Origin of the sequence: Actinomadura rifamycini DSM 43936, from assembly GCF_000425065.1 — a bacterium.
Classification (GTDB): domain Bacteria; phylum Actinomycetota; class Actinomycetes; order Streptosporangiales; family Streptosporangiaceae; genus Spirillospora; species Spirillospora rifamycini.
In genome coordinates this window covers 19,690-45,330 of the sequence record NZ_AULB01000020.1, presented here as the reverse complement: position 1 = coordinate 45,330, position 25,641 = coordinate 19,690, and the positions used below count along the sequence as shown (strand labels likewise).

The window sequence follows — 25,641 nt, the reverse complement described above, 5'->3', positions numbered from 1 at the left end:
GGCCGGGGCCGGGCAGGGTGGGTGTGCCGGGCGGTCACCGCCGGTGACCTGCAACGCCTGCCTCCCGACGCTAAGCACCCCCGAAGACGTCGGCCACGAACCCTCCCAATGGGCGGGAGAACCGGCCGGCCGAAGAGCCCGTCAGGCGAGCCGCCGTCGGCTCAGCCGGTGGCGCCCGGCCCGATCGATCCGGCCTTCGCGAGCGCGCCGTCGCGCAGCGTGGCGACAAACCAAACAAACGTTCGTCTGCTCTTTACAGCCATGTGAACTCTGCATAGCATCGCACCACCGTGGCAGGTTCTGCCACACGCGCAGGATCTGCCATCAAGTGATCGCGGCGCTGGAGGAGGGGCCATGACCTCATCGCAAGCGGAGCAGGCGCCGGCGGCGATGATCGACCGTGTCTCGTCGCTGCTCGGGGTGTTCGACGGTTCGCGGCGGCTCACGCTCGCCCAGATCTCCCGGCGGTCGAGCCTGCCCAGGTCCTCGGCGCACCGGATCCTGCAGCGGCTCGTCGAGCTGGGCTGGGTGGAGCGGCACGGGTTCGAGTACGGGCTCGGGCTGCGCATCTTCGAGCTCGGCTCGCTGGTCGTGCGGGGCGACGGGATCCGCCGCGTCGCGGGCCCCTTCATGCAGGACCTGCACATGCGGACGGGCCTGACGGTCCATCTCAGCGTCCTGCTCGACGCGGACATCCTGCACGTCGAGCGGGCGGGCGGGCGGCCGGACGACGGGGACTGCTGGCAGGTCGGGGCGCGCCAGCCCGCGCCGCACACGGCCGCGGGCCGCGTCCTGCTCGCCGGGCTGGACCCCGCGGAGCGTCCGCGGGGCGAACTGCCGCCCCCGTCCACCGCCTACGGCCTGCGGTCCCGCGACCAGCTCGAGCGGGAGCTCGACAAGATCCGCGAATTCGGCGTCGCCTTCGACGCGCACGGCGCGGCGGTCGGGCTCGCCTCGCTCGCGACCGCGGTAGGCCCCACCGAACGAGCCTCGGCGGCGCTGTCGATCACCGGACCGGCGGGCGTCCTCAAGCAGGAGCGGCTGGGCGGCGACCTGCAGGGCACCGCCGCGAGGATCTGGGCCGCCGCGAAGGCCGCGCGGAGCGGGACGCGGCCGTCCCGTCCCGCCGTGCGCGGGCGGGCCGAGGCGCCTCAGCGCGCCTGATCGTCCTGGCTCCAGGACGACACGACGATCGTGAGGGACCGCTCGAGCAGCTTGTCCAGGTCGCTGGAGCCGTCGGTGCGGATGCAGTGCTGGTAGGCCAGCCGGGTGGCCTGCAGGACGAGGCCCGCCTGCAGGGTGCTCTCGAACGGTCCCCCGTCCAGGAGCCCGCGGCGCCGCAGGAAGTCGGCGACCGGGCCGGTCAGCGGCTCGTCGATCGCGTGCCAGCGCAGCCGGTACTCCGACGACTCCGTGATCACGGTGAGGAACCGCCGCCACGGCTCGCCCGGCCTGGCGTCCTCGAACACGTCCCAGGAGAAGACCCGGGCGAGGACGGTGACGACGTCGCCGTCCTCGGGAGCGTTCTCCAGCGCCTCGGTGATCAGCTCCGCCGCCCGCTCGAACAGCGGGACGACGACGTCCTCTTTGACGGCGAAGTGCCGGTAGAACGTGCGCTGGGAGATCCCGGCGCGCGCGCAGATGCTGTCGACCGTGGGGGCGGTACCGCCGTCGAGGACGAACAGGTCGCGGGCGGCCATCGCCACCGACAGCCGCAGCTCCTCGAATCGGCGTTCGGTCAACGTCCGTCGCGCCGGGGTCTTCACGCCGAGCCCCCTTTCCGGTGCTGGACTTCGTGCCGCCGATCCGAGCCTAGAGAACAAGCGTAATCGCCCGACCGGGGGCGTCCACCGACCGGAACACCGAACGGACCGTCCGCCCAGTGGGAGACGCGCTCCCCACCGCGCGGGCGGATCGGCCACCGTGGGCCGACGCGCGGCCCGCCGGTCCGGGGCGCCGCGACACCGCAGAGCCCGCAGGAGGACGTGTGGCGAGTGCAGCCGAACGGTTCGGGAACGGAACGGCGCTGGTGACCGGCGGCGGTGCGGGGATCGGGGAGGGGTTCGTCCGCCACCTGGCATCGCTCGGAACGCGGGTCGTCGTGGCCGACGTGGACCGCGGCCGGGCCGAGGCCGTCGCGGACGACGTCCGCGCGGGCGGCGGCCGGGCCGTCCCGTACGAGGTGGACGTCACCGACGACGCGGCCGTCGACCGCATGGCCGAGCACGTCTTCGCGGACTTCGGCGCCCTGGACCTGCTGATCAACAACGCCGGCATCGAGACCGCCGGACGGCTGTGGGACGTGCCGGCCGCCCGGTGGCGGCAGGTGATGTCGGTCAACGTCGACGGGGTGTACCACTGCGTGCGCTCGTTCGTCCCCCGGATGATCTCCGCCGGGCGTCCGGCCGTCGTGGCGAACCTGTCGTCGGTCGGCGGGGTGCGGACCGTGCCCTTCCAGACCCCCTACATCGTCAGCAAGCACGCGGTGCTCGCCATGACCGAGTGCCTGCACCAGGAGCTGCGGCTGGTCGGCGCGCCCGTCGAGGTCTGCGCGGTGCTGCCGCACTCGGTGCGCAGCCGGATCTTCCTCGACGCGCAGGAGGCCGCGCCCGCCGGAGACCCCGACTCCGACCGCCTCTTCGACTGGATGCGGCGCGCCAACGTCGCGAGCGGGCTCGACCCGGTGGAGGCGGCCCGGCACATGACCGACCAGATCGCGGCGGGCCGCTTCTGGGTCTTCTCCGACGACGAGCGGGGCGCCGACGCGCTGCGGGCCCGCGCCGACCACCTCGGCCGGCAGACCGAGCCGCCGGACCCCCGCGGCATGTTCGAGGTCCTGGCGGCCGACCGCTCCGCCTGACCGGGCGGACGCGCCCCCGCGCGTCCGCCGCCGTACCCGTGCAGAAAGGGGCACAGATGGGTGCCGCACCCGAGCAGGATCCGAGGATCACCAAGGCGCTCGACCGGGCCCGCGAGCTCGGCGAGGAGGGCCTCCAGGTCGCCGCCTACCTGGACGGCGAGCTCATCGTCGACGCGTGGGCCGGAGCCGCCGACCCGCGGACCGGGCGGGAGGTGGACGGGACGACCCTGTTCAACGTCTTCTCGGTCACCAAGGCGATCACCGCCACGGCGCTGCACATCCTGGCGGCGCGCGGGCTCGTCGACTACCGCGAACCCGTCGGGACGTACTGGCCCGAGTTCGCCCGCAACGGCAAGGAGGCCGTCACCGTCCGGGACGTGCTGAGCCACCGCGCGGGCATCCCGTGGATGCCGGCGGACGTCACGCCCGAGCGGCAGGCCGACTGGGACTGGATGGCCGGCGCCATCGCCGAGATGGAACCCGCGTTCGAGCCCGGCCGCACCAACGCCTACCACGCGCTGATCTGGGGCTGGATCGTCGGGGAGATCGCCCGGCGCGCCGATCCCGCGCACCGGACGGTCGACGCGCTCATCCGCGAGGAGATCGTGGAGCCGCTCGGCATCACCGACCTCTTCCTGCCGCTGCCGGAGTCCGAGGACGCGCGGGTCGCCCGGCTGCTCGGCGGCGACCCGGCGCCCGACGCGCCCGCCGACTACCTGCGCGGCATGCCGCGCCAGGTGTTCCCCGGCTCCACCGTCTACAACACCGGGCTGGCGCGGCGGACGGTCAACCCGGGGGCGGGCGCGATCGGCAACGCGCGCTCGTTCGCCCGGTTCTTCGCCATGCTCGCGGGCCACGGCGAGCTGGACGGCGTCCGGCTGCTGCCCGCCGACCGCGTGGACGGCTTCGCCGAGCCCCGCGACGAGGCCGGCGTCCCCGACCGCTACCTCGGGGGCGTCGCGGCGGTCAGCGCGTTCGGCTACTGGCTGGGCGGGTCCAGCCCGACGGCGAACCCGGCCGTCGGCGCCGATCCCCGGATCCTGCACCACCCCGGCGCGGGCGGGTCGATCTCCTGGGCGGAGCTCGACACCGGCCTCGCCGTGTCGATCTGCCACAACCGGATGCACGAGGGCCCGATGGAGGCGTCCGCGCACCCGTTCGTCCCGATCGCGGAGGCGGTCCGCGCCGTCGCCGCCGACCGCGGGGAAGGGAGCTGAGCGGGATGCCGAACGGAACCGGCCGCGGCGACGACCGCGCGGAGATCTGCGACCTGCTGTCGCGCTTCGCCTTCCTCGCCGACGAGGGCGACCCCGCCGACGCGGGCGCGCTGTTCGCCCCGGACGGCGTGTGGGAGACCCGCGACGGCGCCTTCCGGGGACCCGGCGAGATCGCCCGCGTGCTGGCGGGCTACCGGGAGAAGGGCGTCGCGGGCCCCGGGTCGGGGACCCGGCACGTCGTCACGAACGTCGAGGTCGACTTCGACGGCGCCGACTCCGCGCGGTCCCGCTGCTACTGGACGCTCGTCGGCCGCGGCGACGACGGCACCGGCCGGATCCTCGCCTTCGGCCAGTACCAGGACGTCCTGCGGCGCCTCGAGCACGGCTGGCGCCTGGCGCGCCGCCGCGTGGTCGTCTGACCCTTCGGGACGGCGCCGACGCCGACCCGATTCCGACGCCTTCAGCCCCCGGACCGAATTCCGGGGGCCGGAGGCGTTTCTGCGTTATTTCCTTCCTTCTCACAATTTCCGATGAACGGCCGAGTGAAGTGTTCCACTCACTGGGCGGCCGTGCGGCGCGGGCCGTCGGCGGGCGATTTCCTGATGGGCAGCGCCCGCACCGCACCGGCGACGCCGGTGCCCGCGCGCGGCTCGTCGAAAGTGAGCGAAGGATTCCGGTGCCCATGACCGTCATATCGCCGACCGAACCCACCTATGTCGTGCGGCCGGTGCCCGACGTGGACCGTGCGCGGCTGCGGACCGCGGTGGACGCCGCGGAGCCCGGCCCGCTGCTCATGGCGATGGTCCACATGACCGGCGACGCCTCGCTGCTGAGCGAGTTCCGCGCGAGGCTCGACGCCGAGCGGGGCGACGGGCCCGGCGTTCCCGGCCGGTACCCGGACACGGTCGCGGCGGACGTCCGCGCGCGGGCGTTCGCGCTGTTCGAAGGCGGGATGACCCCGCGGCTGACCGTTCCGGACGACGACCTGTTCCTGCGCATGGCCGAGGTGTGCGTGGACGACTCCGTCGGGCGGGAGTTCGCGGCGCACCTGCGGGAGATGTGCGGATTCGAGCCGGACCGGCGGCAGGTGCCCGCCACCAAGGCGCCGCCGGACGGTTTCCGCGTCATCGTCATCGGCGCGGGAATGGTCGGGCTGAACGCGGGCGTCAAACTCGCCGAGGCGGGTTTCGAATACCTGATCTTCGAGGAGCGCGACGACATCGGCGGAACCTGGTCGCGCAACGTGTATCCGGGTGCGGCCGTCGACACGCCCAGCCATTTCTACTCGTACTCCTTCGAACTCAACCCGGACTGGTCGATGTACTACCCGACCGGCCCCGAGTACCTGGAGTACATGCGGCACGTGGTCGACAAGTACGGCCTCCGCCCCAACATCGCCTTCGGGACGAAAGTGCTGCGGTGCGAGTGGATCGAGACGTCGTGCCGGTGGAGGGTGACGGTCCGTTCCGCCGACGGGGCCGTCCGGGTGCACGAGGCGAACGCCGTGGTGACCGCCACGGGCATGCTCAACGCGCCCTCGACGCCCGACATCGAGGGCATCGGCTCCTTCGCCGGCACCGTCATGCACACGGCCGAGTGGGACCCGGCGGTGGACCTGACCGGCAAGCGCGTCGTCATGCTGGGCACCGGCTGCACGGCCGTCCAGGTCGCGGCGAGCCTGGCCGGCCGCGTCGCGGAGCTGCACGTCGTGTGCCGGCAGCCCCACTGGATGGTGCCCGAGCCGATGGTCGACAAGGCCGTCCCCGAGGGCGCCCGGTGGGCGATGTCCCACATCCCGTACTACCAGCAGTGGTTCCGTGTGAAGACGTACTGGTACGCGGGCGACAAAGGATGGGACAAACCGCGCATCGACCCCGGGTGGGACGCCGACCGTCCGTCCGTGTCGGCCGCCAACGACGTCGTCCTGCGCGCGTGCCTCGACTACCTCGAGCGCACGTTCCCCGACCGCCCCGACATCCGCGCGGCACTGACCCCCGACTTCCCCCCGTACGCGAAGCGCATCGTCAAGGACCCGGGGTTCCTCGCGGCGCTCGCCCGCGACGACGTCTCGCTGCACCGGGCGTCGTTCCGGCGCATCGAGCCGCACGGCGTCGTGACGACCGAGGGCGAGTTCATCGAGGCCGACGCCATCGTCTTCGCGACCGGCTTCAAGCTGGAGTTCCTCTCGTTCATGGACGTCATCGGGCGGGACGGCCGCAAGCTCGCCGACGAGTGGTCCGGCCAGGACCCGCGCGCCCACCTCGGGATCACGGTCCCCGGGTTCCCGAACCTCTTCGTCACGGCGGGCCCGAACTCCGCCCCGAACCACGGCGGCGGCCACAACTCGGTCAGCGAGGGACACGTCCACTACCTGATCGAGTGCCTCCGGTATCTGGTCGAGAACTCCCGCTCCGCCATGGAGCCCCGCCGCGACGTGACCGACGAGTACAACCGGCGCGTCGACGCGTCCCTCGACAGGACGGTCTGGCGGCACGGCGGCACGGCGAACGGCTACTACCGCAACGAGGCCGGCCGCGCCTGGATCAGCTGCCCGTGGCGGCTCGTGGACTACTGGGCGATGCTCCGCGCCCCCGATCCCGCGGACCACCTCTTCTTCGACGCCACCGCAACCACCACCCCGAAATGAGGCACGCCATGTTCGAGGCGACCGCCGACCGCATCGCCGAGGGCTTCAGCTGGACCGAGTGCCCGCGCTGGCACGAGGGCCGCTTCGTCTTCAGCGACATGTACAACGCGCGCGTCCTGGCCCTGCCCCCGGAGGGGGGAACCCCCGAGACCCTGGTCGACCTGTCCGGCCGGGAGGGCCGCGACGGCGAGCCGGTGATCCTGGTCGGCACCGGTTTCCTGCCCGACGGCCGGATGCTGGTGAACTCGATGTTCGAGAAGCTCGTCCTGGCCGTGGACGGCGGCGGCGCCGTCACCGTCCACGCCGACCTGCGCGACCTCGCCGCCGGGCCGATCAACGACATGGTGGTGGACGCCGCCGGGCGCGCGTACGTCACCCAGCTCGGCTTCAACCTGTGGGCGCAGGAGGCCCCGGCGCCCTCCCCCATCCTGATCGTGGAGCCGGACGGCACGGCGCGCGTCGCCACCGAGGCCGGCGATCTGATGGGGGCGAACGGCATCGCGATCAGCGCGGACGGGTCCACGGTCGTCACCGCCGAGGCGTTCGCCAACAGGCTCACCGCGTTCGACGTCCGGCCGGACGGGGCGCTGACCGGACGCCGCGTGTTCGCCGAGCTCGACGAGCTGCCCGACGGGATGTGCATGGACGCCGACGGCGCCGTCTGGGTCGCCCAGCCGCCCGCGTTCCGCGCGCTGCGGATCGTCGAGGGCGGCGAGGTGACCGGCCGCGTCACCGTCCCGCCGGAAGAGGCGGGGTCCAGCACTGCCTGCGGGCTGGGCGGCCCGGATCGCACCACCCTCTACCTGTGCTGCGGCTTCGAGGTCTTCGACTGGGAGGCGTCCCGCAAGGGCGCCCAGGGGTCGATCTGGGCGGCGCGGGTGGACGTCTCCGGCGGAACCACCCGTCCCTGACACGCGCACCGAGAGGAACCACCATGCTCGACTTCACCGGCAAGACGGTGATCGTGACCGGCGCGGGCCGCGGCATCGGCCGGGCCCACGCCCTGCTCCTGGGGAGTCGCGGCGCGAACGTCGTCGTCAACGACCTCGGCGGCGACACCGACGGCGGCGCGCCGTCGCCCGGACCCGCGGCGCACGTCGTCGAGGAGATCACCGCCGCGGGCGGCTCCGCCGTGGCGAACTGCCGGTCGGTCGCCACCGCCGAGGGCGCCCGGTCGATCGTCGACGGCGCTCTGGAGGCGTTCGGACGGATCGACGCGCTGATCAACAACGCGGGCAACTACCGGCTCTCGACGTTCGAGGACCTCACCCCGGACACCGTGCAGGCGTTCCTCGACGTCCACTTCAAGGGCGCCCTGCTCATGGCCAAGGCCGCGTGGCCGCACCTCGCCGAGGCCGGAGAGGGACGCATCGTCAACACGGTCTCCGCCGCGATGATGGGCGTTCCGGACATGGTGCACTACGGGTCGTCCAAGGGCGCCGTCTACGGCCTCACCCGCAACCTCGCCGTCGCGGGGGCCGCCCACGGCATCAAGGTGAACGCGGTGGCGCCCGGCGCCGGCACCCGCATGATGGACGTGGCCGCCGACGCGCTGCCGCCCGGCACCGCCGAGTACATGAAGGCGCACATGCCGCCGGAGATGGTGGCCCCCGTCGCCGCCTACCTCGCCCACGCGGCCTGCACCCTCACCGGCGAGGTGCTGAACGCCGCCGGCGGCACGGTCTCCCGGCAGGTCATGATGACCACCCCCGGCGTCCACGACCCCGCGCTCACCCCCGAGACGGTCGCCGACCGGATCAAGGAGATCTGCGACCCCTCCGAGGCGCGCATCACGGAGCTGATGGGCATCGACGAGCCCGGAGACCGGTCGTGAGCGGGGGCCGGTGGACGGTCGAGGTCGACCGGCGCCGCTGCATCGGCAACCAGATGTGCGTGACCGCCGCCGGCGGCCACTTCGTTCTCGAGGACGGCAGGTCCCGGCCAGTCGCCGCCTCGGTCGCCCCCTCCGACGACGTGCTCGAAGCCCTCGAACTGTGCCCGACCTCGGCCATCACCGTCCACGACGAGACCGGCGCCCCCGTCGAGCCCAGCTGACCCGCGCACCAGACCCAGGAGACACACGACCATGACCGTCGCCAAAGCCGAGTTCCCGTTCGGCCCGGTCCCCCCGGCCGAGGCCCTGCAGATCATGCGGGCGATCCGCGACGACCGTCCGATGACGAAGGTGGCGTTCCCCGTCGGCGGCGAATGCTGGATGCTCCACCGACACGAGACCTGCCGCGCCGTGCTGGAGGACCGCCGCTTCGTGCGCAAGCCCTTCACCGACGGACGCCCGGTCCCCTACGCCTTCGAGTTCCCGGCGTTCCTGACCCAGACCCTGCAGTTCATGGACCCGCCGGACCACACGCGGTTCCGCCGGCTGGTGTCCAAGGCGTTCACGCTGCGTCGCGTCGAGCGGCTGCGCGGCAAGGTCCAGGACATCGCCGACGAACTCGTCGACGCGATGGTCGCGGCGGGGCCGCCCGCGAACCTCGTCGAGTCCTTCGCGCTCCGGCTGCCCATCCGGGTCATCGGCGACATGCTCGGCGTTCCGCAGGACGGCCGGGGCGACTTCGTCCGGTGGAGCCACGCGATGCTCGCCACCTCCGGCATGACCGAGGACGAGGTCACCGAGGCGATGACCTCGCTGTACCTCTACCTGCAGGAGCTCATGACGCGGAAGCGGGACGACCCGCGGGACGACCTGCTCAGCGCCCTCGTCGCCGCCCGGGACGCCGACGACCGGCTCACCGACGACGAGATCATCCAGATCGCGATGCTGCTGGTCGCGGGCGGCTTCGACAACACGGCGAACTTCATCGAGCTCGGCGTCCAGGCGCTGCTGGCCGACCCCGCGCAGCACGCCGCGCTGCTGGCCGACATCGACGGCGTCATCCCGACCGCGGTCGAGGAGATCCTCCGGCACGGCGGCTATGTCCTCGACCGCGACACGGGCGGCTTCGCCGGACTCGTCCCCTTCGTCGCCTCCGAGGACGTGGAGCTCGACGGCGTCCTCATCAAGGCCGGGGACGCGGTCGCCGTCGATCTGGGCACCGCCAACCACGACGACGGCGTCTTCGCCGACTCCGACCGGTTCGACGTCACCCGGGAGCGCAACCCGCACCTCACCCTCAGCCACGGGCTCCACCACTGCCTCGGCGCCCCGCTGGCCCGCATGGAACTCCAGGTCGGCATCGCCACCCTGTTCCGCCGCCTGCCCGAACTGAAGCTCGCCGGTGAACCGGTCTACCTGGAGGGCGTCCTCACCGGGGGCATGACCGACCTCCCCGTCACCTGGTGACCCCCGGGCCCGCCGGCGCCTTCCGGGAGAAGCGGACTCCCCGGTCCGGCGGCCGTTGAGATCCGCAAAGGAGCCGAACACATGTCACCCACCGCCGATGCCGCGACGATCCCCGCGACCGTGCCCTTCGTCAAGATCGTCACCGACGACCCCGAAGCGCTGCTCGACTTCTACGGCCGGGCCTTCGACTTCAAGGTCATCCAGCGGGTGAAGTCCAGCGCGGGCACCGAGTGGGAGCTCGAAGAGATCATCACGCACGCCGCGAACGACGAGGGCTGCACGCTCGTCCTGCTGAAGTTCCCGGCCCGGCCCGTCCCGGAGCCCGGCGGGATCGTGCTGGGAATACGGGTCGGCGACATCGACTCCGCCCTGGAGCGCGCGGTGGACGCCGGGGCGGCGGTCGTGCGACCGCTCAAGACCGAGGCGGAGCACGGAGTGAGGGTCGTGTTCGTGCAGGACCCGGGCGGCAATCTGATCGAGATCATCGAGCCGCTGGCCTGAGCCGTCCGAGCCCTCCAGCCGAGAAAGGAAGCGTCGTGACCACGGAGCGCCACCCCATCACGCCGGTCATGCACCCCACGCTCATCCACGACTTCTACGAGCCGGACGAGGTCGAGGCCCTGTTCGGCGTCGTCCGCCGGCACGCTCCGTGGAAGCTCGTGCTCGCCCACCACTTCTCGTCCACGGAGGAGTACCTCGCCGTCTCCGGCGGCGCCGACGTGGACCCGGCCGAGGTGAGCCTCTCGGACTTCATCGCACCGGTCTTCCGCGACTACCTCGCCGAAGAAGGGGTCGTCTTCTACCCCGAGCTCCACGACCTCTACTTCAGCAAGAAGCTGCTGGACCCGGTCAGGGAGATGCACGGCGCGAAGTACGGCCTGGCCCTCCACATGCTCTTCAACACCGGAGTCCCCTCGCACAGCTTCGACGCCGGCCATTTCGACAGCGCCAACTGGCGCGGCTGCTCGATCGTGAACACGCCGATCTGGCTGCTCAGCGTCATGGCGAAGTCCGGCCTGTTCGACCACTGGGCCGTCAAGACCGGGCAGATGATTACGTACTTCTACAACTCCGACATCGACGGGGGCTTCACCTACTGGCCCGACGGCCCCGACCTGCCTCCGCAGCGGTTCAGGGCCCCGTTCGACAACACGTGCATCCTGTCGGACAACTCGAAGATGTACCACCGCAGGGAGAGCAACGGCCCCGCCCACCAACGCGACCACCCCGACATCCGCCTGGAGTCGCTGCTGCACTCCGAGGACCCCGACCACTGGGTGATCCGCAACGGCGACGAGGAGATCGCGCGCTACCGCGACCGCGACATGCGGACGCTCTTCCACTACACCGCCCTGGTCTTCGACGAGCTGTCGGACGTCCGCACGTACCTCGACCGCACCGACGACCTGACCCACGAGAAGGTCTTCGAGGTGCTGGCCCACGACCTGAGGCGCAGGGGCGTCAGGTTCACCGAGCCCACCGACCCGATGACCGATCCGGAGTTCATCGCGCTGCTGAACAGGACCTACGAGATGGCTCCCCGCGAGTACCCCGCGGAGGCGCCACTGGCCGTCCGCGGCGCCGTCTGAACCGGACGTCCCGCCAGGCCGCCGCCGTGACGCCCCCAGGAGCACGAATGGACCCCAGGCTCGACCCGGACGTGCGAGCGCTGCAGGAAGCCAGGGCCGCGACGAAACCCGTCCGGATGGCGGACGCCGGTTTCCGGAGCGTCCGCGCATGGCTGGAAGGGCTGCCGCATCCCGAGGGGCTGCCGGACATGGCCGGGGTCGACACCGTCTGGATCCCCGGACCCGGCGGAAGGCTCCGCCTCGACGTCTACACGCCCGGTAGCCGGACCCCGTCTCCCGCCGTGGTCTATTTCCACGGCGGCGGCATGGTGATGGGCTCGAACCATTCGTTCCGCCCGACGGCGATCAACCTCGCGCACCACTCGGGCGCCAAGGTGTTCGCGGTCGACTACCGGCTCGCGCCGGAACACCCGGTGCCCGCCCAACTGGACGACTGCTGCGCCGCCACCGCGTGGGTCGCCGAGAACGCCGCCCGGCTCGGAGTCGACCCCGGCCGCATCGGCGTCGTCGGCGACAGCGCGGGCGGCACGCTGGCCGCCGGCGTCGCGCTCAAGGCACGCGACGACGGCGGCCCCGCGCTCGGCTGCCAGGTGCTGATCTATCCCGGCGTGGACGCCGACATGGCCGCGGAGTCGATCGCGGAGTTCGCCCACGGCCCCGGCCTGACGCTCGACGACATCCGCTACCTCCGCGAACTGTCCGGCGAGGGATTCGGATCCACCTCGCCGTACGTCCTCCCCATCCTGGCCGAGGACCTGTCCGGCCTTCCCCAGGCGATCGTCGCGGTGGCCGAATGCGACCCGGTTCGCGATTGGGGCGAGCGGTACGCGTCCCGCCTCGTCAAGGCCAGGGTCCAGACCACCGTGACCCGCTACCCGGGCCTGACGCACGGGTTCGCGATGCAAGTCGACCACCTCGCTCGCGCACGGCTGGCGATGGCGGAGATCGGCGCCCTCCTGAACGCCAAGTTCCGCCATCCGCTGCCCTGGTGAACGGCGCCCGGCGGCTCAGGGGGCGGCGGCGCGGACGTCCACCTCCAGGGACAGCAGGTGGGAGCTGAGGCTCTTGCCGTGGGTGTCGAGCGCGAGGGACGTCGTGACGCCGCCGTCGAGGGACTGGCGGCACACGAAGTGCAGGGCGCACAGGTTCGGCAGCTCGTAGCGGACCACGTCGCCCCGGACGCCGAGATGGCGGCGGACCGCCTCGGGCGTCAGTTCCCTGACCAGGTCGGCGTAGTGCTCGTCGCGGTAGGGGAAGACCGAGATCGTCGAAGTATCGCCTTTGTCGCCCGCGCGGGCGTGCGCGATGTCATGCAGTCTCGTGCGCACCGGAGACCTCCAGGACGTGCGTGGCGGGGGTGACGGCTTCGCGGGGCAGCAGGGTCGACACGATGCCGATGACCTCGTCCGTCCGGGTGCGGACGCCTCCTCCCCCGGCGGGGCCGTTCGTGTAGAGGGCCTCGACCTCGTGGCAGACGTCGTCGGCGCGCTCGGGCGTCGGCGTGATCGCCGCGACGCGCAGGCGGCACTCCCCGTCGGGCGTGCCGATGACGCCGGTGCGCGGGCGCACCCCGGCCCGTCCGAGCCGCTCCGCGACGATCTCGCCGGCGAGTTCGGCGCGGCGCCGGGCGTTCGGGCCCGCGTAGGAGATCTCCGCTTCGGCGCGGTGCCCGGCGTGGTAGCCGACGCTGACCTTGAGCGTGTCCGGGCGGGGGCGGCCCGCGGCCCCGCGCACCCGCACGACGTCCGGGCGGACGTCCTCGACGGTGACGCCCCGCAGGTCGAGGACGACGTCGGGGGTCAGGTAGGCGGCGGGGTCGGTGATCTCGTACAGCAGCTGCTCGCGGACGGTGGCGCGGGAGACCAGCCCGCCGGTGCCGGGGAGCTTCCCGATCTCGGCCGTCCCGGCGGCGTCGACGTCGGCGAAGGGGAAGCCGAGGTCGGCGAGGCCCGGGACGTCCTTGCGGCCGGGGTCGGCGAAGTAGCCGCCGGTGAGGTGCCCCGCGCATTCCAGCAGGTGGCCGGTCATGGTCCCGGCGGCGACGCGCGGCAGGTCGTCCGGGTCCCAGCCGAGGCCGTGGGCGAGGGGCGCGAGGAACAGCGACGGGTCGGCGACCCGGCCGGTGAGGACGACGCCGGCGCCCGCCGCCAGGGCGGGCATGAGCGCGTCGACGCCGAGGTAGGCGTTGGCGGAGATGACGGGGCCGTGCTCCGCCAGCGGCCTGCCGTCCTCCAGGGCGGGGGCGCCGAGGTCGATGCGGTCGAGCACGTCGTCGCCGGTGACCACGGCGATCCGCAGGCCGTCCAGCCCGAGTTCGCGGGCCAGGTCTCGCGCGGCCTCGCCGGCGGCGCGCGGGTTGGCCGCGCCCATGTTGCTGACGATCGGCACGCGCCGCCGGGCCGCCCGGGGCAGCAGCGCCGCCAGCCGGGCGCGCAGCCGCGGCTCGTAGCCGTGGGCGGGATCCCTCAGCCGGCGGCGGTGGCCGAGCGCGATGGTCCGCTCGGCCAGGCATTCCAGGACGAGGACGTCGAGGTCGCCGCGGTCGAGCAGGTCGGCGGCGGGCTCGACGCGGTCGCCGGCGAACCCGGCGCCGCACCCGATCCGCATGGACGTGGTGTTCGTGGGCGTGCTGTCGGTCATGGGAGCCCCGATGGTCGATGGTCAGATGGCGCCGGTGAGCAGCGCGACCGCGGTCATGACGAGCGTGGTGCCGAAGGCCCAGCCGAAGATGAACCGCTGGTGCGCGCCGAACTCGACCTTGGCCATCCCGAGGAGGATGAACGTGGACGCGGTCAGCGGGCTCAGGGGGAAGCCGGTGGTCATCTGCCCCAGGATCGCCGCCCGGCCGATCTCGGCGGGATCGCCGCCCAGCCCCGCGCTCGTCTCGGCGACGACGGGCATGACGCCGTAGTAGTAGGCGTCCGGGGTGAACACCAGGCTGAGCGGCATGCCCGTGACGGCGGTCGCGGTCGGCAGGAGGCCCCCGGCGGCGTCCGGGACGACCGACACGATGGCGCGGGACATCTCGTTGATCATTCCGGTGCCGCCCAGGATGCCGGTGAAGACGCCCGCCGCGAAGATCATCGCCGTGACGAGGATGACGTTGGCGCCGTGCTTCTCCAGCAGTTCCTGCTGCCGCGGCCACGTCGGCCGGTTGACGGCGAGCGCGACGACGAACGCCACGGCGAACAGCACCTCGAGCGGCATCAGCTGCGCGACCAGCGCCGCGATCAGCGCGACGGTCAGCAGCAGGTTGAACCAGAAGAGCGCCCGTGCCGTCCGCGGGGCCGCGTCCGCCGCGGCGGGGGCCGCGTCCGGCTCCGGGTCGGGCAGCGCCTCGCCCCGCTCGGCCAGCCGGGCGCGTTCCCGGCGTCCGATGAGGTAGGCCGCGAGCAGCACCCACGCGATCCCGGCGACCATGGCGGGCAGGACGGGCAGGAAGATGTCGGAGCCGTCCAGCTTGAGCGCCGCCATCGCGCGCGCGGTCGGGCCGCCCCAGGGAACCAGGTTCATCACCCCGGCGCCGAGGCAGACCACGCCGGTCAGGACCACCGGCCGCATGCCGAGCCGCTTGTAGATGGGCAGCAGTGCGGAGACGGTGATGAGGAACGTGGACGCCCCGTCCCCGTCGAGGGCCACCAGCAGCGTCAGCACCGCCGTGCCCACGGTGATCTTCATCGGGTCGCCCGCGGCCCAGCGCAGCACCCGGCGGATCGCCGGGTCGAACAGCCCGCTGTCGATCATCAGGCTGAAGTACAGCACCGCGAAGGTGATCATGATGGCCACCGGGGCGACCTTGACCATCCCGTCGGCGATCATGCCGCCGAGCTCGCCGCCGAACCCGCCGGCGAGCGCGGTCGCGATCGGCACCAGCACGAGCGCGAGCAGCACCGACACCTTCCTGGTGAGGGTCAGGGCGAGGAACAGCCCGATGGTGACGAAGCCGAGCGCGGCCACCATGTGCCCACCTCCTTTCCGGGGTTGCCGACGAGTGTGAGGTCCGACACTCTTGTTCGTCCAACATCGATCGCGCATACATTGATGCGGAGAGCGCATGGACCTGACCATCCAGCAGCTGCGCATCGTCCTGGCCGTCGCCCGGGAGGGCAGTTTCACGGCCGCGGGCGAGCGTATGCGGCTCGCCCAGTCGTCGCTGAGCCGGACGGTCGCCGAGGTGGAGCGCCGCGTCGGCGTCGTGCTGTTCGAGCGCACGACGCGGCGGGTGCTGCTGACCCCCGCGGGCCAGGAGTTCGCCCAGGTCGCCGAACGGGTGGTGGCGGAGTTCGACCGCGGGATCGGCCACTTCACCGGCTTCCTGGCCGGCACCCGGGGCCTGGTCAGGATCGCGGCGCTGCCCTCGCTGGCCGCCACGCTGCTGCCCGCGATCGTGTCCCGGTTCCGCCGCGACCACCCCGACGTCCGCGTCCAAATTGAGGACGGGCTACTGGGCCAGGTCCTCGACCGGGTCCGGGGCGGCCACGTCGATCTGGCGGTCACCGTCCCGACCGGCCCGCAGGACGGCCTGGGCTTCCGCCAGATCGCCGTCGACCACTTCTACTGCGTCTTCCCCCGCGACCACCGCTTCGCGGCGGAACCGGATCCGCTCCCCTGGACGGAGCTGGGCGACGAGCCGTTCATCGCCTTCGACCCGGCCAGCAGCGTCCGCGCCTTCACCGACCGGGCGCTGCGCGAGGCCGAGGTGCGGCTCGGCCCGGTGACCGAGGCCCGCAACATCGCCGCCGTCGCCGGGCTCGCCGCCGCCGGGCTCGGGGTGTCGGCCGTCCCCGGGCTCGTCCTGCCGCTCATCGAGTTCGCGCGTCTCGAACGGCGGCGGCTCGTCCTGCCCGAACTCACCCGCCCGATCGGCATCCTGTTCGACCCGCGACGTCCCCAGGCACCGGTCGTCAAGCACTTCCTGAAGCTGCTCGAAGAAGGCCCGGCGGAAGAGTCACCGCATTTCGTCGGCGCGGAATGGACGAACGACCGGCAGCACCCAGTGGATCAGCGGATATAGCCGGACCGCATCAATACGTGCGGACTCGATGTTGGCTCTCCCCGGTCGGTCGACTTCGGATCGGCCAGATGAGCAACAGCTACGGCGCCCGCCGCCTCGCCCGGCCCTCGCCCGTTCAGCCCCCGGGCTTTCGCCCGGGGGCTGAACATGCTTTTCAGATGCGGTCGTCAGTTCTGGATCGGCACTTGGCGGTGAGGGACGAGCCGGACCGGCCCGATGAGGCCGTAGTCCTGGCGGGCCTGCTGCGCCTGGCCGGGGAATCCGGGGGTGACGCGGAGGCGGTTGCGGAGCGGCGTCGCCACCCGGACCGTGATCGTGTTCTCACCGGGGCGCAGGTGACCGGAGAGGTCGACCCGTCCGCTGACCTGGTCGGACGGCGGGATCGCGCGCCCGTTCACGGTCACCGTGAAGGTGTCGGTGACCTCGCCGAGGTCGAGGCGGGCGCCGTCGGCGCCGTCGAGCCGCACCGTCGTCGTGTACGTCCCCACGCCGGAGACGTCCTGGAGTTCGGGGATGCGCGACCAGGGCCGTAGCGCGTCGAGTCGCATCCGGTGCCGGGTGATCTCCCGGGAGCCGTCGGCGCCCCGATGCCAGTCGTCGACCGTCAACGTCCAGTCGTCCAGCCGCACGGGCCGATCGACCTTCGGCACGTTCACGCGGATCCGCTTGCCGTTGTCGAAGGTCACCGTGTGGGCGCCGGGTTCCGTCGCACGCAGGTGCGGACGGCCGTTCTGCATGACCACGTCGCCGGCGGACGTCGCGGTCACGTGCCTGCCGGGGCGACCGGCCAGCGCGAGCACGGTGGAACCGCCCGGCGCAAGATCGACCCGCACGGTCGTCCTTCCTCCGGAGACCCGGTATCGGCCGATCGGGGTGATCTCGCCGGTCCACGCGTCGAGCTCGTACGGACGGCCGTTCCCCTCCAGCGCCACCGAAGCCGTGATCGCCTTCGAGGTGGGGTTGTGGAGGTAGTACAGACGCCCGCGGTTCAGGTCGCGCCGGACGGTGAGCAGCCCGGACGCCGCGCCCGTCTCCGCCGAGGGGCGCACGCCGAGGCCGCGCAGCGTCCCGGGCAGCGCCGCGCGGTCGGGGACGCGGCGGACCGAGGGCTGGGCGAGGAGCCGCTGGACGATCCGTGCCAGCTCGGCGTCCTGCCGGGCCGCGTCGCGGGCGCCGGGCGTCCGGGACGGCGGGTCGCCGACGATCACGATCGGCAGGCCGCGTTCCGCGTGCCGCAGCAGCAGCCGCGCGGTCTCCACCGGGAGCGTGGCCTGCCGTTCGAGGATCAGCGCGCGGTAGGCGGGCCCGTCCGGGGCGAGCCGGCGGTTCCGCACCCGTGTCCCGTCCAGCTGGTCGGGGCCGACGTAGTCGTGCGTGAACCCCGCCGTGTTCGGCACCTGCACTTCGGCGCCGTACTCGTGCCGGTAGACGGCGAGGTCGACCGAGGGGCGGCCCTGGCGCAGCACGTACTGCATGCGCGCCGTCCAGTCGGTGATCTCGCCGGTGTCGTCCCAGGTGGGCTGCCGCGGACCCCAGGCCTCGGAGAAGCCGTTGCCGCCGGCCTGCATGGTGAACGGGGAGAAGCCCGGCCACTGCGAGCCGAGTGCGCGTTCGTTGGCGAACCCGTGGAAGACGACCTGGTTGACGCCGTGCGCGAAGGCCGTGTTGAAGTGCCCCAGCATCTGCGGCCAGGTCTGCGCGTAGGCATGGTCGTAGGCGGCGCAGCACTCCAGCGAGTACACCTTCTTGCCGCCGAGGTGGACGGCGCCGTCGGCGATCCAGCGGGAGGGCTCGTCGGTGTAACCGCCGCTGCCTCCGAGCGACTCCGTCTCCGGAACGTCGACGGCCGCGTCGATCGTCGGTGTGTCGACCGTCGTGCCGTAGGGCTGGGCGCGGTAGCGCAGTCCCCGCGAGTGCGCCCACTTCTGCAGGGGACGGACGTGCGCGTCGATGTAGAGGTCGGTCAGCGTGCGGTAGTAGTCGTCGCGGACGCGCTCGCCGCTGCCGTCGCCGAACGTGAAGTCGGGCTCGTCCGCAGGGGTGGCGGACGTGTACTGGCGGTGGATGTTCTCGATGAACAGCACCGGCAGGTTGTCGCGCAGGGAGTAGCCGCGCAGTTTGCGGAAACGGGTCGTCAGGTCCCAGGTCCAGTGCTGCGCCGAGTCGAGTTCCAGGGAGTCCTCGAAGAGGTCGCCGCCGTTGCGCTTCAGCAGGCGCCGCAGTTCCGGCGTCAGGACGTTCGCGTCGAGGAAGCCCGTCGCCGCCTCGGCCCCGGCCGCGCTGAAGTGGTCGACGACGTGGGCGGCCTGCTCCGACACCGACTGGCCGGAGACGGGCGCCTGACCGGTGCCGCGCTGCCAGTAGCCGAACAGCAGCCACTCCCCGCCGTCCGGCGCCGTCCAGGTGATCCGGCCGTCGCGGACCGACCCGGTCAGGTCGACCAGGGAGTTCTTCTCCAGCTCGACGGGTTTGGTCCCGGTGCACTCCTGCGCGCAGCGGATCGCCTGCGCCGCCACCAGCGTCTGCTTGGTGACGCCCGCCTTCGGTTCCGGCGCGGCCGGCACGGGGCCGTCGTAGGCCGCGCCGCCCTTCACGGTCGCGCGCCCGTAGGCGAGTTCCTGCGCGGCCCGCGGGTCGTCCGGGGTCAGGCCGGGAACGACCAGCGGCCAGGACGGCCCGACGGTGAGGTCGACGCGGACGCCGTGCCGCCGTCCGGCCTCGACGGCCCGCCGGAGCCGGTCGGTGAGGACCGGGCCGCCCCAGCCGTACTCGCCGGGGTCCGTGCTGAACATGCAGGCGATCTCGACCGCGGTGAACCCGCGGTCGGCGACCGCCTCGATCTCGGTCTCGATCTCCTCCGGCGCGATCTGCCCGCACGCCCACCAGTAGCGGATCTTCGGCCGCGCGTCGGCGGGCGGGTCGGCGAACTGGCGGGCGAAGGCGGCGCCGAAGGGGGACGGCGGGGCGGCCGCGGCGGCGCCGGGCACCACGACGACGGCCATCGCCGTCAGCAGCGCCACGACGCCGGCGCGCAGCCGTCTGCGCGGGGTGGGGGGCATGGGGGACTCCTGGTGTGCGGGGTGGGTGGGTGCCGTGGCCCGGCGCGGACCGCTCGGCGGGCCACGGCGGTTCGTCAGGCCGGGGCGGACGCCGGGGCCTGCTCGCTGAGCTCGATCATCGCCTCGAGGTCCTCGGCGGGGACGCTGACGAACGCCAGGAACTGCCGCATCGGCAGCGAGGCGACCATGTCGAGCATGTCGGCGTGCTTCTCGGACTCCCGTCGCTGTTCGTCGGTCATGCCCGCGCTGAGAGTCCGGGTGAGGACCGGGCCGACGACCGGGTGGCCGAACCAGTCGGCGACCGGGGAGTCCAGGGACAGGGACGCGGCGACCGCGTCGCCGGTGAGGGTGATCGTCCGTTCGGCGACGACGCGGGCCGCGTTCTCACCGATCTGCACCGTGTAGTCGCCGGGCGCGACCGCCCAGCGGCCGAGTTCGACGTCGTAGAACGCGAACGCGCGCCGGTCGAGCGGGAACTCGACCGTCCTCGACTCGCCGGGGTCGAGGAAGACCTTCGTGAAGGCGCGCAGTTCCCGGGCGGGACGGCGGACCGGCCCGGCGGTCGTGGCGACGTAGACCTGCACGACGTGCCCGCCCGCCCGCTCCCCCGTATTGGTCACGGTCACGGTGACGGTCGCGGTGTCCTCTCCGGTCATGGCGACGTCCATGTCGCCGGTCGCGAACGTGGCGTAGCTCAGGCCGTGGCCGAACGGGTAGCGGACCGCGCGGTCGGCCGTCTCGTAGTACCGGTAGCCGACCATGACGCCCTCGCCGTACCGGACGTGCCCCTGCTCGCCGGGGAAGTTCAGATGGCTCGGGGTGTCCTGCAGGCGCAGCGGGATCGTCTCGGCCAGCCGGCCGGACGGGACGGCGACGCCGAACAGCAGGTCGGCGACGGCCCCTCCCCCGGCCTGGCCGAGCAGCCAGCCCTCGAGGATCGCGTCGACGTCGTCGTGGAAGCCCTCCAGGGAGACCACCCCGCCGTTCGACAGCACCACCGCGGTCCGCGGGGCGGCGGCCGCCACGGCGCGGACGAGTTCGACCTGCTCGGCGGGCAGGTCGATGTCCGCGCGGTCGTATCCCTCGGAGGCGTCCTTGGCGGGGCCGAGGAAGACGACGGCGATGTCGGACTCTTCCGCCGCCCGGACGGCCTCCCGCCGCAGGTCCGTCCCGTCGCCGTCGCCGTCGAGCGCGAACCCGCGCGCGTAGGTCACGGTCTGACCGCGGTCGGCGGCCAGCGCCTGGACGGCCTCCAGCGGCGCGTCGACGCGGGTCGGGTTGATGTGGGAGCTGCCGCCGCCCTGGTAGCGCGGCGCGGCGGCGAACTCGCCGATGACGGCGATGCGCCGCACGTCCGCGCCGATGGGCAGGGCGGCGCCGTCGTTCTTCAGCAGCACGGCACAGGACGCCGCGAGTTCCCGGGCGAGGGCGTGGTGGGCGTCGGTGTCGAAGACTCCCGTCGCCGGTGCGCGGCGGCCTGCCAGGTCCGCGACGCGGCGGGCGCTCGCGTCCACGACGGCCTCGTCCAGGTCGCCGGACCGGACGGCGCGGACGACCGCGGCGTCGCCGTCGCCGTCCCCGGGCATCTGCAGGTCGAGCCCGGCGGCCAGCGCGGCGACCCGGTCGTAGACGCCGCCCCAGTCGGAGACCACGGCCCCGTCGAACCCCCATTCCTCCCGCAGCACCTCGGTGAGCAGCCACCGGTTCTGCGAGGCGGGCACGCCGTTGATCCGGTTGTAGGACGACATGACCGTCGCGGGCCGGGCGTCGGTGACGACGCGTTCGAACGCGGGCAGGTAGATCTCGCGCAGGGTGCGCTCGTCGACGTCCGCGCTGACGCGCATCCGGTCGGTCTCCTGGTTGTTGGCCGCGAAGTGCTTCACCGACGCCCCCGGCCCCTCACCCTGCAGGGCGTTCACGTGCGCTGCGGCGAGCGCCCCGGACAGCAGCGGGTCCTCGGAGTAGTACTCGAAGTTGCGGCCGCACAGCGGCGAGCGCTTGATGTTCACGCCCGGGCCGAGGACCACGTCGACGCCCAGCGCCCGGGCCTCGCGGCCGATGGCGGCGCCCAGGCGGGCCGCCGCCTCGACGTCCCAGCTCGACCCGATGGCGACGGCGGGCGGGAAGCACGTGGCCGGGAGGCTCGCGTGGACCCCCATGTGGTCGGCCTCCCCTTTCTGGAGGCGGATGCCGTGCGGCCCGTCGGACAGGACGATCGAGGGGACGCCCGCCTCGTCCACCGGCTCCGTCCTCCAGAAGTCGCGCCCTGACAGCAGGGCGGCCTTCCGCTCCAGCGGGAGGCCGGCGGGGTCGGTTCGCGGCACGTTCGCGGTTCCTTTCATGTCGGTTGCGGGTCGGTCCGCCGGGGGCGGCGGGGTCACTGGTGGGCGCCGCCGTCGATGCGGATCTCGGTGCCGGTGACGAACGCGCCGTCGTCGGAGACGAGCATCGCCACGACCCCGGCGACGTTCTCCGGGCCGGGCATGCCGTCGCCGATCGCCGGGGTCAGCTTCAGGAAGAGGTTCCAGTCGACGTCCGCGGGCACCAGGTCGGCGATGTTGTCGGTGATGCCGCTGCTGATGCCGCCCGGCACGATGTTCACGGCCCGCAGGCCCTGCTCGGAGTACTCGAGCGCGAGGCTGTGGGTGAAGGAGGCGATGCCGCCCTTGCTCGCCGAGTAGGCCGCCATGAACGGGTGGGCGAAGAACGCCGAGGTGGAGCTGAAGTTCACCACCACGCCCCGCCCGGACTCCAGCAGCGCGGGCAGCGCGGCCCTCGTCATCAGGAAGGTTCCGGTGAGGTTCACCCCGATGACCCGGTTCCACAGCTCCAGCGAGCATTCGTGGGTGTGCGCGCCGCGCAGCATGCCCGCCGTGTTGACCAGGGCGTCCAGGCCGCCGAGGCTCTCGACCGCCGCGGCGACGGCCGCGCCGACCGCGGCCTCGTCGGCGATGTCGACGGGCGTGACGGTGAGCCGGTCGGCCGTCCCGGCCTCCGCGGCCAGCGCGGCGGTCTCCTTCAGCCCGTCCTCGGCGATGTCGCCCGCCACCACGCGGGCGCCTTCGGCGAGCAGCCGCAGCGTCGTGGCCCGGCCGATGCCGGAGCCCGCCCCCGTGATCAGCACGCGTCGGTCGGCGAGTCGCATCATGATGCCTCTTCTCTCTCGGTCAGCCGAGCCGGGCGAAGCCGGCCTCGATGTCGGCGGGCAACTCGTCGCCGCCGCCCGGGATCATCGCGATCGCCTCGCGGACGGTCATGTTCTGCTGGACGGCACCCAGCCCCGCCTCGACGTGCTCGGCGAGTTCCGGAAGCCGCCGGACGATCGCGTCGCCGAGGACCTGCCGCGCGCCGGGCCGGTCGGCGACCTCCGCGAGGGTGCTGTCCAGAGTGAGCGGCGCCGCGTCGTCCCCGTCGGCGGCGTACGGGACGTCCCAGCGGTAGGCACCCGAGCCGACGGTGAACCGGTCGGCGCCCGGCAGGGCGACGTGCGCGGTGGCGTTCGCGGGGACGACGGCCTTCACGGCGAGGCGTCCGTTCTCGATCCGCCAGGAGCACTCGGCGGCGCCGTAGGGCGTGCGCAGCCGGGCGCCCGCGCGGGTCAGTCCACCGCCGGGCCGGGGGCGGATCTCGATCTCCCGGTAGCCGGGCGCCGCCGGGGCGAGCCCGGCGACGGTGCGGTGCAGCCAGTCGGCGACGGCGCCCAACGCGTAGTGGTTGAAGGACGTCATGCCGCTGGGGTTCACGGTGCCGTCCGGCAGGAGGCTGTCCCACCGCTCCCAGATCGTCGTGGCGCCCATGGTGACGGGGTAGAGCCACGACGGGCACTCGCGCTGCATCAGCAGCCGGTAGGCCGCGTCGACGTGCCCCCCTTCCGTGAGGGCGTCGCAGATCAGCGGCGTCCCGACGAACCCGGTGGCGATGGTGTAGCCGCTTCCGCGCACCAGCTCGACGAGCCTCGCCGCCGCGTGGCGACGCTGCGCGGAGCCGGGCAGCAGCGCGAACTCCAGCGCCAGCGCGTACGCCGTGGGCGAGTCGCTGAGCAGCCGGCCGGACGCGGTGGTGTACTCGTCCTGGAACGCCCGGCGGACCCTGTCCGCCAGGGCGCGGTAGCGGCCTTCCTCCTCGGCGCGGCCGAGGACGGCGGCGGCCCGCGACAGCAGGTCGGCCGACCGCGCGAAGTAGGCGGTGGCCACGATCTCGGGCGGGGTCTTCGCCTGCTCCGGCCGCTCCGGAGGCGCGGTCGGGTCCAGCCAGTCGCCGAACTGGAAGCCGCTGTTCCAGAGCCCGTCCGGCCCGGCCAGCCCCGCGACGTGGTCGACCCACGCGCGCATTCCGGCGAACTGCGACTCGAGGACGCCCGCGTCGCCGTACCGGCGGTACAGCACCCAGGGCACGATCACGGCGGCGTCGCCCCAGGCCGCGGCCGCGTTCGTGGTCGCCCCCATCACGTTCGGCACGATGAAGGGCACCAGGCCGTCCCGCCGCTGCTCGGCGGCCAGGTCGGCGAGCCAGGACGTCAGGAGGCCGGCGCTGTCGAACAGGAACGACGCCGTCGGCGCGAACACCTGCAGGTCGCCCGTCCAGCCGAGGCGCTCGTCCCGCTGGGGGCAGTCGGTGGGCACGTCGAGGAAGTTGCCGCGCATGCTCCAGACGGCGTTCTCGTGCAGGCGCTCCACCAGCGGATCGGAGCAGGTGAACCAGCCGGTGCGCTCCAGGTCCGAGTGGCACACCACGGCGGCGACGTCCCGCACCGGACCGCTGATCTCGGCGTAGCGGAACCCGTGGAAGGTGAAGCGCGGCTCCCACGTCTCGTCCTCGCCGCCGCGCAGGACGTAGGTGTCGGTCGCCTGGGCCGTGCGCAGCGGGGCGGTGCACAATTCGCCGTCCTGGAGCACCTCGGCGTGCCGCAGCACGATCTTCTCCCCGGCCCGGCCGCGCGCGGTGACCCGCAGCCTGCCGACCAGGTTCTGGCCGAAGTCGACGATCCGGGTGCCGTCCGGCTTCGTCCCGGTCTCCACGGGCGCCAGGACCTCGGTCCTGCGCACCGGCGGTCCCGTCGGGGCGACGAGCGTGGACGGGTCGCGCTCCACGACCTCGACCCGCGACCAGCCGCCGGTGTCGTGGCCGGGCGACGACCAGCCCGGACGCTCCAGCCGCGCGTCGTGGACCTCGCCGTCGTACAGGTCCGACGACACCAGCGGGCCGGACGCCGCCCGCCAGGACGCGTCGGTGCCGAACCGCTCGCCCGTCCCGTCCTCGTAGACGACCTCGAGCTGCGCGAGCCACGCGAGCCGGTCGCCGTACAGGGCGCGCTTGCCCTCGAAGCCGAGCCGTCCCCGGTACCAGCCGTCGCCGAGCACGGCCCCGAGGCAGTTGGCGCCTTCCCGCAGCAGCCCGGTGACGTCGAACGTCTGGTAGCGCAGCCGATGGCCGTAGGCCGTCCAGCCCGGGGCGAGCACGTGATCGCCGACGACCGTCCCGTTCAGCTCCGCCTCGTAGACCCCGAGGGCCGTCGCGTACAGCCGCGCCGACCGCACCGGGCCGCGCACCTCGAACTCGCCGCGGACCAGCGAGCCCTCACCGGGGCCGACGAACCGCGCCGACCAGTCGTCCGGCTTCAGCAGCCCGGCCTCGACGTGCGCCCCGCCGCTCCACGGCGACCAACCGTCCGGCCCCTGGACGCGCACCCGCACCGCGACCCGCTCGCGCGACGCCAGCGGCGCGAACGGCCACGCCACCAGCACCGACTCACCGGAATCGACCCGGACCCGTTCGCCGCGCGCCTCGATCTCGTACGCGCTCTGCGTCCACCCGTCCCCGCCTGCCTCGACGATCCACGACACGCGCGGACGCGGCGTCCCGACGCCCAGCGGCTCGCGCAGATGCTCGAAACGGATGGTGCCGACGTGTGCTGTCATCGAATGGTCCCCCTCATCAAGATTCGGCCGAAGCGC

21 protein-coding genes are annotated in these 25,641 nt (G+C 73.0%); 13 read left to right on the top strand and 8 right to left on the bottom strand.

Annotated features, from left to right (window positions below; all coding sequences use genetic code 11):
- Positions 1-354: 354 nt before the first annotated feature.
- Positions 355-1,164 (top strand): IclR family transcriptional regulator, encoded by an 810-nt coding sequence (locus H505_RS0119805; protein WP_026403376.1) that lies wholly within the window; start codon positions 355-357, stop codon positions 1,162-1,164.
- Here the strand turns inward: H505_RS0119805 and H505_RS50640 are convergent.
- A complete protein-coding gene (locus tag H505_RS50640) occupies positions 1,152-1,742 on the bottom strand; it encodes a TetR/AcrR family transcriptional regulator (RefSeq protein WP_026403375.1) in 591 nt (196 codons plus the stop codon). The two genes, H505_RS0119805 and H505_RS50640, sit on opposite strands and share 13 nt — an antisense overlap.
- Positions 1,743-1,987: 245 nt before the next feature.
- Between H505_RS50640 and H505_RS0119795 the strand changes: the two genes are divergently transcribed.
- The 11 genes from H505_RS0119795 to H505_RS0119745 all read left to right on the top strand — a co-directional run bounded on the left by H505_RS0119795 (position 1,988) and on the right by H505_RS0119745 (position 12,606).
- Positions 1,988-2,860 carry an SDR family NAD(P)-dependent oxidoreductase gene (locus H505_RS0119795; RefSeq protein ID WP_026403374.1) on the top strand — a complete coding sequence of 291 codons (873 nt, stop codon included), beginning with the start codon at positions 1,988-1,990 and terminating at the stop codon, positions 2,858-2,860.
- Positions 2,861-2,916: 56 nt separating this feature from the next.
- A complete protein-coding gene (locus H505_RS0119790) occupies positions 2,917-4,077 on the top strand; it encodes a serine hydrolase domain-containing protein (protein WP_026403373.1) in 1,161 nt (386 codons plus the stop codon).
- Positions 4,078-4,082: 5 nt separating this feature from the next.
- Complete coding sequence (locus H505_RS0119785) at positions 4,083-4,496, top strand: nuclear transport factor 2 family protein (protein ID WP_051300910.1); 414 nt, start codon at positions 4,083-4,085, stop codon at positions 4,494-4,496.
- A 263-nt stretch (positions 4,497-4,759) separates the two neighbouring features.
- A complete protein-coding gene (locus H505_RS0119780; protein ID WP_026403371.1) occupies positions 4,760-6,724 on the top strand; it encodes a flavin-containing monooxygenase in 1,965 nt (654 codons plus the stop codon).
- Between the two features lie 8 nt (positions 6,725-6,732).
- Positions 6,733-7,635 carry an SMP-30/gluconolactonase/LRE family protein gene (locus H505_RS0119775; RefSeq protein WP_026403370.1) on the top strand — a complete coding sequence of 301 codons (903 nt, stop codon included), beginning with the start codon at positions 6,733-6,735 and terminating at the stop codon, positions 7,633-7,635.
- Positions 7,636-7,658: 23 nt separating this feature from the next.
- Positions 7,659-8,558 (top strand): SDR family NAD(P)-dependent oxidoreductase, encoded by a 900-nt coding sequence (locus H505_RS43075; protein WP_034518815.1) that lies wholly within the window; start codon positions 7,659-7,661, stop codon positions 8,556-8,558.
- The gene (locus H505_RS0119765) at positions 8,555-8,779 is read left to right on the top strand and encodes a ferredoxin (RefSeq protein WP_026403369.1); all 225 of its coding nucleotides are present in this window, start codon (positions 8,555-8,557) and stop codon (positions 8,777-8,779) included. The genes H505_RS43075 and H505_RS0119765 overlap by 4 nt, the downstream gene beginning before the upstream one ends.
- A 31-nt stretch (positions 8,780-8,810) precedes the next feature.
- Positions 8,811-10,025, top strand: a complete 1,215-nt coding sequence (locus tag H505_RS0119760; protein ID WP_026403368.1) for a cytochrome P450 — start codon at positions 8,811-8,813, stop codon at positions 10,023-10,025.
- A gap of 81 nt (positions 10,026-10,106) precedes the next feature.
- Positions 10,107-10,526, top strand: coding sequence for a VOC family protein (locus H505_RS47845; protein ID WP_051300908.1), 420 nt, complete (start codon positions 10,107-10,109; stop codon positions 10,524-10,526).
- A 35-nt stretch (positions 10,527-10,561) separates the two neighbouring features.
- Positions 10,562-11,614, top strand: coding sequence for a hypothetical protein (locus H505_RS0119750; RefSeq protein ID WP_211238514.1), 1,053 nt, complete (start codon positions 10,562-10,564; stop codon positions 11,612-11,614).
- Between the two features lie 47 nt (positions 11,615-11,661).
- Entirely contained in the window at positions 11,662-12,606 is a 945-nt protein-coding gene (locus tag H505_RS0119745; RefSeq protein ID WP_026403366.1) for an alpha/beta hydrolase, read from the top strand.
- Between the two features lie 15 nt (positions 12,607-12,621).
- Here H505_RS0119745 and H505_RS0119740 read toward each other — a convergent pair whose 3' ends face one another.
- Genes H505_RS0119740 through H505_RS0119730 form a run of 3 tightly spaced genes read right to left on the bottom strand, consistent with a single transcriptional unit; the run spans position 12,622 to position 15,574 of the window.
- Positions 12,622-12,942: an AtuA-related protein gene (locus tag H505_RS0119740; RefSeq protein ID WP_026403365.1), complete on the bottom strand. Its 321-nt coding sequence runs from the start codon at positions 12,940-12,942 to the stop codon at positions 12,622-12,624.
- Positions 12,923-14,254 (bottom strand): acyclic terpene utilization AtuA family protein, encoded by a 1,332-nt coding sequence (locus H505_RS0119735; RefSeq protein WP_245592576.1) that lies wholly within the window; start codon positions 14,252-14,254, stop codon positions 12,923-12,925. Before H505_RS0119735 ends, H505_RS0119740 begins: the two co-directional genes overlap by 20 nt.
- 21 nt (positions 14,255-14,275) lie before the next feature.
- Complete coding sequence (locus tag H505_RS0119730; RefSeq protein ID WP_026403363.1) at positions 14,276-15,574, bottom strand: CitMHS family transporter; 1,299 nt, start codon at positions 15,572-15,574, stop codon at positions 14,276-14,278.
- A 94-nt stretch (positions 15,575-15,668) separates the two neighbouring features.
- Between H505_RS0119730 and H505_RS43065 the strand changes: the two genes are divergently transcribed.
- Positions 15,669-16,628 (top strand): LysR family transcriptional regulator, encoded by a 960-nt coding sequence (locus H505_RS43065; protein ID WP_064743676.1) that lies wholly within the window; start codon positions 15,669-15,671, stop codon positions 16,626-16,628.
- 167 nt (positions 16,629-16,795) lie between these two features.
- Here H505_RS43065 and H505_RS0119720 read toward each other — a convergent pair whose 3' ends face one another.
- From H505_RS0119720 to H505_RS0119705, 4 genes are all read right to left on the bottom strand, one after another.
- Positions 16,796-19,687, bottom strand: a complete 2,892-nt coding sequence (locus H505_RS0119720; RefSeq protein ID WP_026403362.1) for a glycosyl hydrolase — start codon at positions 19,685-19,687, stop codon at positions 16,796-16,798.
- 74 nt (positions 19,688-19,761) lie between these two features.
- Entirely contained in the window at positions 19,762-22,011 is a 2,250-nt protein-coding gene (locus tag H505_RS0119715) for a glycoside hydrolase family 3 C-terminal domain-containing protein (RefSeq protein ID WP_026403361.1), read from the bottom strand.
- Between the two features lie 53 nt (positions 22,012-22,064).
- Entirely contained in the window at positions 22,065-22,835 is a 771-nt protein-coding gene (locus H505_RS0119710) for an SDR family NAD(P)-dependent oxidoreductase (protein WP_026403360.1), read from the bottom strand.
- Positions 22,836-22,854: 19 nt separating this feature from the next.
- Entirely contained in the window at positions 22,855-25,605 is a 2,751-nt protein-coding gene (locus H505_RS0119705) for an alpha-L-rhamnosidase (protein WP_026403359.1), read from the bottom strand.
- Between the last annotated feature and the right edge of the window lie 36 nt (positions 25,606-25,641).